Genomic DNA, 13,247 nt, shown 5'->3' with positions numbered 1-13,247 from the left:
TTTTGCTATCTCAAAATAGGTAATAAAAACAATGTATAAATATTTATCAACGCTCACTATTTTCATCAGTGCTTTTTTAATTTTTCAAATCCAACCGATGCTTTCAAAGCAACTGCTACCACAATTTGGTGGTGGTGCCTCTATCTGGTCAGCGAGTTTAGTGTTTTATCAAGTCATGTTACTTATTGGCTATTTCTATGCGCATAACATGGGTCGTTTTCATATTAAGTTGCAGGTAGTCATCCATATAGTTTTAGTCACCTTTGCCACACTCATTGTTGTGACAGAATTTGCAGCCCCAAATCTCACAAATTGGCCGCCTGCGCTTGCGGTGTTTGTTAATTTATTTATAGAAATTGGTCCAATATTTACTCTACTGAGCGCTACCAGCGTACTTTTACAAAGATGGTATGTGCAAACTGCTTCAGCACAGGTGCCTTACCATTGGTATTCCATCTCAAACTTGGGTTCTTTACTGGCGTTAATGAGCTACCCGCTCGTTTATGAATTACTATTTTCTTTAGAGCAGCAAACTACCTACTGGCTATTTGGACTTATCAGCTACTGCTTGTTATTAGCACTTCTAGTAATATTTTTACTAAAAAAAGCACCCGATTTATCAAGAGAGTCTATTCAGACTAGGCCTGTCGCACTATTAAAAGGTAAAGGTCAATGGCTGTTATTAAGTGCCTTAAGCTCAGCCATGTTGGTATCTACCACGCATATGATCAGCACTAATATTCCCCCCATGCCATTACTTTGGTCGTTACCTCTTGTAATTTACTTGCTCACCTTTAGTTATACGTTTGCCAACAAAGCAAAATATCAGCGTCATGTCTGGGCATATGCGTTTATATTTTCGGCTTTTGCAGGCCTGCTGATGTTTTATTTTGGCAGCTTATTCAATGCCCTAGCCCAGCTTATAATTTACAGCATGATTCTATTAACCGCCGGTATGGTCTGTCATGGTGAGCTGAGAAACAAAGCCCCTGAAAACGAGCAATTTACCGTTTTTTATTTTTATATCGCCCTTGGCGGTGTGTTAGGTTCGCTTTTCAGTACACTCATTGCCCCATTGCTATTTGTCCAGATTGACGAGTATTTACTTACATTAGCGGTTATTTTTAGTTTTGTGTGTTACTACCAAATAAAAGCTAAAACAAAGACAAAACAGCTCAAATTCACTCTCGCAACCAGCTCAGTTACTTGGTTAGCATGCTATTGTTTTTTAGCGGTAAACTTTAACCAATATAACGTTGCGACTAGCCGCAACTTTTATGGCTATTTAGCGGTTAAAGATATAAACACTCAATCAATAAAAGAAAGGCGCTTAATTGACGGCACCACGATTCATGGCTCAGAGCCACTAAATCCAAGCCAACAGTTTGGGCAAAGTTATTACCACCAGCATACTGGTGTCGCTAAATCACTTGCCATACTAAAGCAACACAGCGCACTAAACATTGGCGTGATTGGTTTAGGTGCAGGCGTATTAGCTCGGTTTGCAGACCAACAGGATAGTATTCACTTTTTTGAGTTAAACCCTGCTGTATACGAGATGGCAAAACGTTATTTCTCATATCTTGAAAACAGTGAAGCCAAGCTCACAGTCAGCTTAGGGGATGGTCGTATTACGCTAAAAAATAATGCAAACGAAATATTTGATGTCTTAATAATTGATGCGTTTTCAAGTGATGTAATTCCTGCGCATTTGCTAACCCAAGAAGCAATGTCACTTTATTGGCAGAGGCTCAATGAAAATGGCGTATTGATTGTGCATATTTCAAATAATCATATCGACTTACTGCCTGTATTACAGGCACATAGCCAACACTTCAATAAGGCTATGTTAAAGTTTAGCTATCAAGGCCATACCCCATCAGACATAGGCTCAGACTGGGTGGTGCTAACTGATAATCAGGCTTTTTTAAATCGTGTATCTATCAGTGATTTGTCGCCCATTAAACGCTACCCACATAACGAGCTGGCAATGTGGACTGATAGCAAACACAGCCTACTTCCCTTATTAAAATTCTAACAGGCATAAAAAAAGCGCGATGATATTATCGCGCTTATTAACTGCGTTTACTTTATTTAAAGCTGCGCTTAAATCGAACCTTTGATTGGTCCATGTTCATGGCTAACATGTGGGTTTTGGCCACGTTGGCGCAATAAGTGATCCATTAAGGTAATCGCCATCATCGCCTCAGCGATAGGAATGGCACGAATACCTACACATGGGTCATGACGTCCTTTAGTGATCATCTCTACCGCTTCGTTACTAGTATTAATGCTGTTGCCCGGTATGGTGATGCTTGAAGTTGGCTTAAGGGCGATTGAGGCAATGATATCTTGCCCTGTCGAGATACCTGCAAGTACACCACCTGCGTGATTTGATGTAAAACCATCTGGGGTTAACTCATCACGGTGCTCAGAGCCTTTTTGCTCAACCACATCAAAGCCATCACCAATCTCAACGCCTTTTACCGCATTAATACTCATTAATGAGTGTGCAAGCTCTGCATCAAGGCGATCAAATACTGGCTCACCAAGACCTACAGGAACATTTTTAGCAACCACTTTAACTTTAGCGCCTACCGAATCGCCTTGTTTTTTTAGGTCACGCATGTATTCATCAAGCGCTTCTAGCTTGCTGGTGTCTGGAAAGAAAAATGCATTGTTTTCCACCTCATCCCAGTTATAGTCTTCGGCTTTGATTGGCCCTAGTTGGCTCAAACATGCTCGAATTTCAATACCATGAAACTGTTTTAAGTATTTTTTCGCAATTGCACCTGCCGCTACACGAATAGCCGTTTCACGGGCTGAGGAGCGACCACCACCTCGATAATCACGGATACCGTATTTATGCCAATAGGTATAATCGCCATGACCTGGGCGAAACACTTCAGCGATTTTGCCGTAGTCTTTTGAACGCTGATCGGTGTTTTCAATCAGTAAACCAATGCTAGTACCTGTGGTTTTACCTTCGAATACACCAGAAAGAATTTTTACTTCATCACTTTCGCGGCGCTGTGTTGTATAACGACTTTGCCCCGGCTTGCGACGGTCTAAATCAATTTGTAAATCGGCCTCGCTAATTTCAAGACCTGCTGGTGTGCCATCTACAACGCCGCCTAATGCAACGCCGTGGCTCTCACCAAAGGTGGACACTTTAAATAGTTGTCCGATGCTATTACCTGCCATTAACTTTCCTCATTCCTAATGACTACTGAGACCGAGCCCTCAGGCTCGGCTTTTAAAATATGCTGTTAATCTGCGAAATACTTCACAAGCTGCTGTTTGCTGATTACAAACACGCCAAGGCCACCTTGTTCGAATTCAACCCACTCAAATGGTGCACCCGGGTACAGCGCTTCCATATGTACCATAGAGTTACCAACTTCGACAAATAACAAACCGTTATCAGTTAGATGCTCTGCGGCTTCCGCTAAAATGGTACGAGTCACATCAAGACCATCATGTCCCGATGCTAAACCAAGCTCTGGCTCGTGATGGAATTCACGTGGTAAATCAGCCATATCTTCAGCATCAACATAAGGTGGGTTAGCTACGATCAGATCGTACTTTTGACCCGGAACACCACTAAACACGTCTGACTGAATTGGCAGTACGCGGTCATTCAGCATGTAATCGCTAATATTAATATCAGCAACTTCTAGCGCCTCGTAAGAAATATCAACCGCATCAACCTGTGCATCTTCAAATGCTTGTGCAAGGGCAATGGCAATACATGCTGAGCCAGTGCATAAATCAAGAATGCGCGTTACCGACTCTGGCTCTTCTAACCAAGGAGCAAAACGATTATTAATTAGCTCTGCAAATGGTGAGCGAGGGATTAACACACGCTCATCAACATAAAACGGCATACCTGCAAACCACGCGGTGTTGGTCAGGTATGGTACTGGCGTACAATCATTAATACGCTCTGCAATTAGTTCAGCTAAACGGCTTTTCTCGGTGCTGGTTAAACGCGCATGCATTAGCTCTTTAGGTGCATCGATTGGCAAGCTAAGTGCAGGTAATAAAAGGCTAACTGCTTCATCCCATGCGTTGTCTGTGCCGTGCCCAAAGAAAATACCACTGCTGGCGAATTGACTGGTTGTCCAACGTAACCAATCATGCAACGTTGAAAGTTCTGCAATTGCCTCGTCTAAAATTGCGTCTTCTATCTGGAAATGGTTCATGTATGTTCCTTAACTTTCAAAGTCTGTTCTGACGCGTATTGTACCGTCTTTTCAGTTGGTTTTTACTCGATTTTTAGCGTTTTTTTGTTTAGACTGCCGCCATGAAAAAAGATCCCCACGCCAACAATCACATTAGCACTGACGATATTGACTTATTTCGTCAGAGTATTAGTGGTGCCAAAGCATTTAAACAAGACACTATTCGATTCACCAATAAGCCTAAAGTGTCACAAGCGAAACAATTTTCCCAGCAAAAAAAGCAACATCAGGCAGAATTTTTCTTTTCTGATGAATATGTACCAGACATAGATACTCATGGAAACTGTGAGTTATGTCAAACCTGGTCATGATAGCTATTTGGCAAAACAACTTCGTCGTGGAGATTACCCACCTGATTTAACCCTTGATTTACATGGCTTAAATAAAGAATTAGCCAAAGATGAGCTGGCTGGTTTAATTCATGAGTGTAAAAAGCAGCATTACTATTGTGCCTGTGTCGTGCATGGCATTGGTGAACGCATACTCAAACACAAAGTGCCGCAATATTTAGTACAACACCCTGATGTGATTGCTATGCACCAAGCACCTCTTGAATTTGGCGGTAAAGGTGCTGTGCTTATTTTAATTAACCTTCCACAAAGTGATGAATTCAGACGCTAACGTCTTCTTGTCATAAGGCTTAATGTGCATATTTTTTCGATTATCTTTCCACTGATTTTTATCGTGTTAAGTGGTTATATCAGTTCTCGTAGCAGGTTTTTATCGAAAGAACATATAGCAGGGTTAAGTAAGTTCACTTTTTATATTAGCGTGCCAGCGTTTCTATTTTTAAATATGGCACAAGCCGATTTACAAAGTAGTGTTTCTGTTGCGGGCTTTTTAAGTTTTTACTTTCCGGTATTGGCTATTTACGCCCTTGGCTATGTTATTGACCGCTATTTCATTAAGAAACAATCTGCAGCATCACATCACGCAGTTTTTGCCCTTGGCAGTAGTTATTCAAATACAGTGCTGGTAGGTTTGCCAATTATTATTGCGGCACTTGGCGAGCAAATGGTCGGTATTGTGTTTATGATCATTACTTTTCATAGTGCACTTTTGTTTACCCTAACCTTTTTACTTAGTGCTAAATCGCAGCAGTCTTTTTCTTGGCGAGCATTTGCTAAAAACATGCTGCTGAACCCTGTGGTGTTAAGTATCAGTAGCGGCCTTGCTGTTAACTTACTTGGTTTTACACTTTTTGATGATTTAGCAAATGGCCTCACCCTACTTGCCAAACCTGCCATTGCCTGTGCGTTATTCGTATTAGGAGCAAACCTTGCGTTTTATAAGGTGTCAGACAACTTACAAGCATCACTCATCGCAACCATCATCAAGCTTGCCGTGTTACCGTGTGGAGTCTACTTTTTTGCCAACTACGTCTTTCATCTAGAACAATCGTTACTAAACGTGCTGGTACTTTTGAGCGCTTCTCCTTTAGGTGTAAACGCCTATCTAATCGCTAATCAAATTAAGCAACATCAAGCAACACTCGCAAGTGCTGTGGTGCTCTCAACGGTATTAAGTGTTGTAAGCTTTAGTGTTTGGTTAAGTATTTTACTTTAGTTTTATAAGCCACCTGATACATCTATAAAACTGCCCGTTGTGAATGATGCTTGCTCACTTGCCAAAAAGTAAATTGCTGAGGCGACCTCGTCAGCTTCACCACCTCGCCCTAGCGGTAACTTAGATTTTAACCTATTAACTCGGTTTGCTTCACCGCCATCGCGGTGCATATCGGTATAAATAAGGCCTGGCCTTACCGCGTTTACCCGAATAGCTTTACTGGCGACTTCTTTAGCAAGGCCGATCGTGAAAGTATCAAGCGCTCCTTTAGATGCAGCATAATCTAAATATTCATTTGGCGAGCCTGTGCGCGACGCACCTGATGAAACATTCACAATACTGCCTTTATTCATACGCTTAATTGCTTCTCGTGCACACAAAAATGCGCCTGTAACATTGCAACTTAAAATGGCGTTAATGCGCTTTGCATCCATCTCTAAAAGCGGCATTTGCGGCATCATCATTGCTGCATTGTTAACCAGTACATCTAAACGTGGTGCCCAAGTATCAAGCTTCGCAAACATTGCCTTCACTTGCTGCTCATCAGCAACATCGGCTTGTATAGTAAACGCTTTAACGCCCAGTTTTTCTATTTCTTTGGCAACTTGCAAAGCACTGTGCTGATCCGACTTATAGTTGATACATACATCATAACCATGCTTGGCAAATAACTTTGCCGTTGCTGCGCCTATACCACGGCCGCCCCCGGTAATAAAAACCACAGGATTCGAACTCATTCTGATTCCTTGAAAACTAACTTAAACTGCTCACACACCAATGGCATATCAGGATGACATTGATAATCCGTACCTGCTAGCTCTCGCTGATAATAATCCCAATGCACACGCTGCCAGTATGCAAGACTTTTGTCGCCCTCGCCTTCTAATGCAGCGTAATCTGCACTTATTTGATTATATGGGATGATGGTCACTGAGACAGTTTCAATAATGCCTAAGGGCTGTCCGTGCCAATTGGTAAAAATGGCTAAATCACCGACCTCAGGAAGAGCCTCATTATTTGCTTCGAACCAATATAATGAAGGGGTTGTTGCTTGCTTTTCGCCACTTAAAACCAGCAATGCGCAGTCATTGGCATCTTGCTCATTATCGCAAAAATGCCAACTCGGTAGTTCAATAATTGCGCGTCCTGATTGCTCGTTAAATCGAGCAATCAAATGCGCTTTACGCCGTTCGTTACTTAACTGCTGCAACAACAGAAATCTCTACGAGCAGAACATCACGCGCCATTTTTGCCTCAACACAAGCGCGAGCTGGAGCATGCCCTTGAGGTACCCATGCATCCCAAACTGCATTCATCGCTGCAAAGTCTTCCATGCTTTTTAAATAGATGGTGGCGCTTAGCATATGCTCTTTGCTACTACCCGCTTCAGTAAGTAAAGCTTCTACCTTATCGAGCATAGTTTGAGTTTGTTCGGTGATATCTTTTTCAGCATCAGCACAAACTTGTCCGCATAGGTATACTGTGCCGTTATGCTTGACGATGCGGCTCATACGCGCACCGGTTTGTAAACGTTCGATTGTCATAGTAAGAACTTGAAAAATTAACAGTGGCGCTAATTTAGCAAATCCACTGTTAGATTTCGACGTTATTTGGCGAGTGAATACTGAGGTAGTGGCTGCGCTGTTTGTGTTCATCATATTCGATAACTGCAACCGCGCCTGTATTGAAAATAGGCATATGACCTGGACTTAACTGATCAACTAAATAGCTAACAATTGGCATATGGGCAACGATTAACCAGGTGTTGCATTGTGGATGCATAGCAATCAGAGTTTCCAAGTAATCAGCAGCAATTTGTGGAACACCATCAGGGGTAATATCGCTGCAAGTTTCATTAAATTTTAACGAAATATGTTGTGTAGCATCAGCAGCCGTTTGTTGTGCACGAATGTAAGGACTCACCAACAAGGCATCGGGTTTATGATAGGTTGCTAACCACTGCCCCATACGACTGGCTTCATAGTGACCGGTCTCGGTAAGTTGTCTTGCTGCATCATCTGCTTGCATTGGCGTAGCTTCGCCATGGCGCATGATTAAGATTGTTTTCATAAAAAATCAACCGATTAAAGAATATAAAACAGTAGCCAGTTTGCTTGATTGTCCGCTATATTAGAATATCATCACTAGATACATTAAACATCCGCTTATGATATTCAGGTAGATTTTCGTAGCTCTGTCTTTTTTAGCTTTCCTGAAAATATCATCTGTTGTTAGGACATTAACGCACTCTTTCAGGAGCATCTTTTGAATATCAGCCGCAATGATAACAGAACATATCAACCCCTAACACTGGACAATGGTCTAAAAGTACTTTTAGTGCAAGACTTAGAATCAACAAAATCAGCGGCTTCTATGGCTATCAACGCAGGCCATTTTGACGATCCTCTTGATAGACAAGGCCTTGCACATTTTTTGGAACATATGCTTTTTTTAGGCACAGACCTGTACCCGGAGTCGGGTGGTTTTTCTAATTTTGTATCACAATCTGGTGGCAACACTAACGCGTGGACAGGCACAGAGCACACATGCTACTTCTTTGATATTAAAAACCAACAGTTTGCTGAAGCATTAGCACAATTTAGCCGTTTCTTCATAGCACCGTTACTAAACCCTAAAGAAACAACTAAAGAGCGTAATGCCATAGATGCTGAGTTTAAGCTAAAAATAAAAGATGATGGCCGACGCATCTATCAGGCTCACAAAGAAACAGTCAATCCAGCCCACCCTTTTGCAAAGTTCTCGGTCGGTAACCAGCAAACCCTCGCTGATCGTGAAGGCTGCATAAGTGATGAGTTACGTGCTTTTTTCGATAGCCATTATCAAGCTCAGTGGATGACACTTGTGATATGTAGCAATGAAGATATTGCGACAATGACTGCTTGGGTAAAACAGTTTTTCAGCGAAATTAAAGGTCAACCAAAAAGCAAAGAGATCATAGAACAGCCACTTTACCGTAAACAAGACTTAGGTAAGGTGTTACACATTGAACCACATAAACATATGCAAAAGCTGATCATTAGCTTTGCAATGCCTAATATTGACGACTTTTATCGTCACAAAACCGTTAGTTTTATTGCTCACCTACTCGGTTACGAAGGCAAAGGATCACTGTACTCTATTTTAAAAGAGCAAGGCTGGATAAATGCCCTTTCTGCAGGTGGGGGCATTAACGGTAGTAACTTTAAAGACTTTAACATCAGCATGGCTTTAACTGATGAAGGTATTGAGTACTATGAAGATATCGTAGAGGTGGTGTTTGAGTATATCTGTTTAATAAACCAAAACTGCGATAAATTGCCACGTCTTTATCAAGATAAAAAGAATCTCTTACAAATTGCCTTTGATAACCAAGAAAAAGCTCGCTTAATTGATTGGGTTAGTAATTTAAGCATAAATATGCAGCATTACGATGAAGCTAATTATGTACAAGGCGATTATTTAATGGACGGCTTTAACCGTTGCGCTCACGAAATTGCCATGCAATGGCTCACACCTGACAATATGCGCTTGGTCTTAATTCATCCAGGTGTAGAACCAGAGCACACCACAGCTTGGTACAACACCCCCTATAAAGTGGAAGATATCTCGACAAGTTGGTTAGAAGCACTCAGTGAAATTAACACGCCATTGCCACAGATGTGCTTACCAAGTGCTAATCCATACCTCACTAAAGATGTTGAACTACTGCCATTAGAGAAACCAACTAGATCGCCTGAATTGTTAGTCAAAAAAGAAGGCTTTGACTTTTGGTTTAAACAAGATGCTACTTTTCGAGTGGCTAAAGGGCATTTTTACTTAGCGATGGACTCAACCTTTGCCATTAAAGATGTTAAACATATGGCCCTCACTCGTTTGTTTGCAGACTTGTTTATGGACAGTGTTGCTGAGCAATTTTATCCGGCAGAACTGGCAGGCCTTAGTTATCACTTAACATCTCACCAAGGCGGCTTGACCTTGCATACCGCAGGTCTTTCATCGAGCCAGTTAGAGCTAGTTAACGAATTACTTGAAGCTCTATTTAATGTTGAGATATGTGCAAAACGCTTTGCTGAATATAAAAAACAACTAGTTAGACACTGGCGAAACAGCAATCAAAACAAGCCTGTTAGTGAATTATTTAGTATTTTGGGTGCGCAAGTTATGCCGTGGAACCCAGAGCCTAACGCGCTCGCACAGGCTTTAAAGGATACTAGCTTTCATCAATTCAATTGCTTTAGAAATGAGTTTTTTAAAGCTTTGCATGTTGAATGTTTTTTACATGGTAACTGGCAACGAAGTGATGCGCTTAAGTTTCAAAAGCAAATTACTGAACACTTGTCTGGTAGCACCACTATCATTGATTTAACGCGACCACTTAATAATATTACCGAAGTGGAGCAACAGCGCTTCACGTTAAATTGTAGTGATCATGCGATGGTACTTTACTATCAAGCTCAAACTGATAACACCACCGAAAAAGTGCAAATGATGGTACTTAATCACCTGATAAATCAAGACTACTTTAATGAATTAAGAACCAAGCAACAACTAGGCTATTTAGTCGGTGCTGGCTATGCACCTTTTAACACACGCGCTGGTATCGCTTTTTATGTTCAGTCACCTAAACATAGTGCTGATGAGATTCTTCAACGTCACCAACAATTTATTAATAATTATGTGTCGCAAATAAATAACATATCTGAGCAGCAGTGGCTCGACACCAAAGCAGGTCTTGTCACTCACATCGCTGAAAAAGATAAAAATTTACGCTTACGTTCGCAGCGTCTATGGCTAGCTATAGGCAATCGCGATACAGAGTTTAATATGCAACAGCAGCTTTTAGAGGCGCTTGATAAGTTAAGCCTAACCCAAATGCAGCAATATATTGCCGTAACGTTTAGTGACAACAGGCCAAGAATAGAACTTTTAAGCGAACCTAAGGACAAAAAACAGCCAAAAGCAACACTTTCTTCGCATTCTCTTTGACTCGAACGCGAGCTTAGATTAGATTAATTGTTGCGAATTACGGTAATGCATTAATGATAAAAATAATAAAAATGATTTCTGCTTTTTTAACAATAACTATGACTGGGATTTTTTCAGCATCCGCTAGTCCTATAGAGCTTGAACAGAGCACATTGCTGCTTATCCCAAGCGCTATTATGATGCTATTATTGCCGTACCTATTATTTGTCATTTTTAAATTGAAGCGCTCTCGAAAGCAACTGCGTATTTCAGAACATCGCTTAAAAAGTACCGTAGAAGGCAGTGGCGACACCCTCTGGGATTGGAATATTAAAACCGGAGAAGTGTTACGAATTAATGATAAATACACTTCAGATACTAATAATAGCAGTGGCTTCCCCCCTAACCGCGAACATATCCACCCTCACGATTTACAACACGTCGAAAAAGCTCTTAAAAAACACTTTGCCGAACATACCGCCTTTTTTGAAGCGAGTTATCGCATTAAAGACACCCTAGGTCGTTGGCATTGGGTTCTAGATCGCGGCAAGATCATAGAAAAAGACGCAAACCTAAACCCTTTGCGAATGACAGGAACTGTGCGAGATATTTCTCAGCTCAAATCAACGGAAGCACGATTAAACCTATTTGCTAAATGCGTTGAGTCATTAACTGATGCTATCGCTATTTACGATAAAAACTTCAAGCTGGTTGACTTAAATCCAAGCTTCTTAACTTTGTTTGGTGGTAGCCGCGAACAATACTTAAAGAAAGAATTTACCCTAAATGGCTACGATCAAAGCTATGTAGATGAAATTAAAGCCACTGTAAAAGCGACAGAACACTGGCAGCAAGAGGTAAAACTTCGCAATGCGAAGAGGCAGCTGTTACCGATTGAAATTTCAATTGATGAGATTAAAAATGAGCACAATCAAATTTGCAACTATGTAGTTGTTTTTTCAGATCAAACTGAGCGTAAAAAAGCCGAATCACAATTACATAATTTATCGAACCGTGACCGCACAACGGGCTTACCAAACAGAAACTTGTTTTTCACAAACTTGAAGAAGCTCGCTAAGCAAGATAATCATCACGCTTTATTAGTCTTCGACTTAGATAACTTCAAAAAGATCAACGACTCACTCGGTCATCAGCTCGGTGATAGTTTGCTATCTAAGCTTGCGATGCGTTTGAATAAGTTAACCCGTGAAAAAGATGTGTTCTATCGCCTAGGGGGAGACGAATTTGCACTGGTAATGTCCGGAAACTAACGATATTCATACCATTACTCGTATGGCTAAACTTTTTTTAGCGGCAATTGCCACACCGTTTAATATGGCTGGCCATGAACTTGTGATCACCTCAAGTGTGGGTATTGTGCTGTTTCCTGAGGATGGGAATACCCCAGAGTTATTGCTTAAAAATGCCGATACAGCCATGTATCACGCTAAGAAAAAAGGTAATAGCTACCTGTTTTTCAATGACACTATGAACCGTGAAGCAGTTAAACGCCTACAAATCGAAAACTTGATGCGCTACGGCCTAAAAGAAGATCACTTCGAAGTCTACTATCAACCGAAAATGAACATTCGCACAGGTAAGCTAGATGGTATGGAAGCACTGGTGCGTTTCATTACCCCAAAAAAAGGCGTGATCAGTCCAGGTGTGTTTATACCGATTGCTGAAGAAACTGGGCAAATTATCGAAATTGGTGAAGTTGTCTTAAACAAGGCATGCCGAGACGTAAAAGCATGGATTGATCAAGGCTTATTTAATGGTCGTGTCGCGGTGAATTTATCGGCTAAACAGTTTAGCTTGCCTGATTTAACCACCCGTATTGATGTAATATTACAAAAGAATGAACTGCCCTCTTACTTCCTTGAGCTTGAGATCACAGAAGGCACCGTAATGGATGATCCAAACGAAGCTATTGCCGTAATGCGTTCACTCAGCGCCCGTGGTATACACCTTGCAATGGATGACTTTGGTACGGGTTATTCATCATTAGCGTATCTAAAACAGTTTCCGCTTAATACCTTGAAAGTCGATAAAGCCTTTATTGACGATATGCAATCTGAACGAGGCCGCAATATGGTCGACTCTATTGTGACAATTGCTCATAACCTTGATTTACATGTGGTTGCAGAAGGTGTAGAACAAGCTGAACAAATAGCTATGTTAGAACAGTTAAAGTGTCAAACAATACAAGGCTACTATTATTCTAAGCCATTATCTCAGCCAGAATTTACCGCATTCTTGCAAAAGCAACTTGATAAGTCAGCGCCGAGTCTATTAAAAACCGTAAAAGCTTAAGGTCGCCAGCCACATGACTTGCGGCCAACATGGCGTACAAATGCGCGGCGATAGTGCACATTAAACAAACACCAAGCTACGGGCCCCAGCACACCACCTAACAGCATCCAACGTTTCACTGGCATCCCTTTAGAAAGAGACTCTAAATACATAACCACT

General features: G+C 41.3%; 9 protein-coding genes and 2 pseudogenes. 5 read left to right on the top strand and 6 right to left on the bottom strand.

Features of this window, described 5'->3' with window-relative positions:
* Nucleotides 1-31 precede the first annotated feature (31 nt).
* A complete protein-coding gene (locus tag HYD28_07585; GenBank protein QLE08845.1) occupies nucleotides 32-2,038 on the top strand; it encodes a fused MFS/spermidine synthase in 2,007 nt (668 codons plus the stop codon).
* Nucleotides 2,039-2,106: 68 nt separating this feature from the next.
* Here the strand turns inward: HYD28_07585 and aroC are convergent, their stop codons facing one another.
* Both aroC and prmB read right to left on the bottom strand, forming a co-directional pair.
* A complete protein-coding gene (aroC, locus tag HYD28_07580; protein ID QLE08844.1) occupies nucleotides 2,107-3,204 on the bottom strand; it encodes a chorismate synthase in 1,098 nt (365 codons plus the stop codon).
* Between the two features lie 65 nt (nucleotides 3,205-3,269).
* Entirely contained in the window at nucleotides 3,270-4,205 is a 936-nt protein-coding gene (gene prmB, locus HYD28_07575) for a 50S ribosomal protein L3 N(5)-glutamine methyltransferase (protein ID QLE08843.1), read from the bottom strand.
* 101 nt (nucleotides 4,206-4,306) lie between these two features.
* Between prmB and smrB the strand changes: the two are divergent.
* Together smrB and HYD28_07565 are read left to right on the top strand one after the other, a co-directional pair.
* Nucleotides 4,307-4,865: pseudogene (gene smrB, locus HYD28_07570) on the top strand (endonuclease SmrB).
* Between the two features lie 24 nt (nucleotides 4,866-4,889).
* Complete coding sequence (locus HYD28_07565) at nucleotides 4,890-5,810, top strand: AEC family transporter (GenBank protein QLE08842.1); 921 nt, start codon at nucleotides 4,890-4,892, stop codon at nucleotides 5,808-5,810.
* 2 nt (nucleotides 5,811-5,812) lie between these two features.
* Here the strand turns inward: HYD28_07565 and HYD28_07560 are convergent, their stop codons facing one another.
* Genes HYD28_07560 through sixA form a run of 4 tightly spaced genes read right to left on the bottom strand, consistent with a single transcriptional unit; the run spans nucleotide 5,813 to nucleotide 7,880 of the window.
* A complete protein-coding gene (locus HYD28_07560) occupies nucleotides 5,813-6,547 on the bottom strand; it encodes an SDR family oxidoreductase (GenBank protein QLE08841.1) in 735 nt (244 codons plus the stop codon).
* Nucleotides 6,544-7,023: an ASCH domain-containing protein gene (locus HYD28_07555; GenBank protein ID QLE08840.1), complete on the bottom strand. Its 480-nt coding sequence runs from the start codon at nucleotides 7,021-7,023 to the stop codon at nucleotides 6,544-6,546. Before HYD28_07555 ends, HYD28_07560 begins: the two co-directional genes overlap by 4 nt.
* Nucleotides 7,004-7,354: a RidA family protein gene (locus HYD28_07550; GenBank protein ID QLE08839.1), complete on the bottom strand. Its 351-nt coding sequence runs from the start codon at nucleotides 7,352-7,354 to the stop codon at nucleotides 7,004-7,006. Before HYD28_07550 ends, HYD28_07555 begins: the two co-directional genes overlap by 20 nt.
* Nucleotides 7,355-7,403: 49 nt before the next feature.
* A complete protein-coding gene (sixA, locus tag HYD28_07545; protein ID QLE08838.1) occupies nucleotides 7,404-7,880 on the bottom strand; it encodes a phosphohistidine phosphatase SixA in 477 nt (158 codons plus the stop codon).
* A 195-nt stretch (nucleotides 7,881-8,075) separates the two neighbouring features.
* Here sixA and HYD28_07540 point away from each other — a divergent pair, with 195 nt between their 5' ends.
* Both HYD28_07540 and HYD28_07535 read left to right on the top strand, forming a co-directional pair.
* Complete coding sequence (locus HYD28_07540) at nucleotides 8,076-10,796, top strand: insulinase family protein (protein QLE08837.1); 2,721 nt, start codon at nucleotides 8,076-8,078, stop codon at nucleotides 10,794-10,796.
* Between the two features lie 53 nt (nucleotides 10,797-10,849).
* Nucleotides 10,850-13,088, top strand: a pseudogene (locus HYD28_07535) (EAL domain-containing protein).
* Nucleotides 13,089-13,247 lie beyond the last annotated feature (159 nt).

Source organism: Pseudoalteromonas shioyasakiensis, from assembly GCA_013391845.1.
In the GTDB taxonomy this organism is placed as follows: Bacteria; Pseudomonadota; Gammaproteobacteria; order Enterobacterales; family Alteromonadaceae; genus Pseudoalteromonas; species Pseudoalteromonas apostichopi.
Note: the sequence above shows the minus strand (reverse complement) of the source record. Positions and strands in the feature narration are given on the sequence as shown.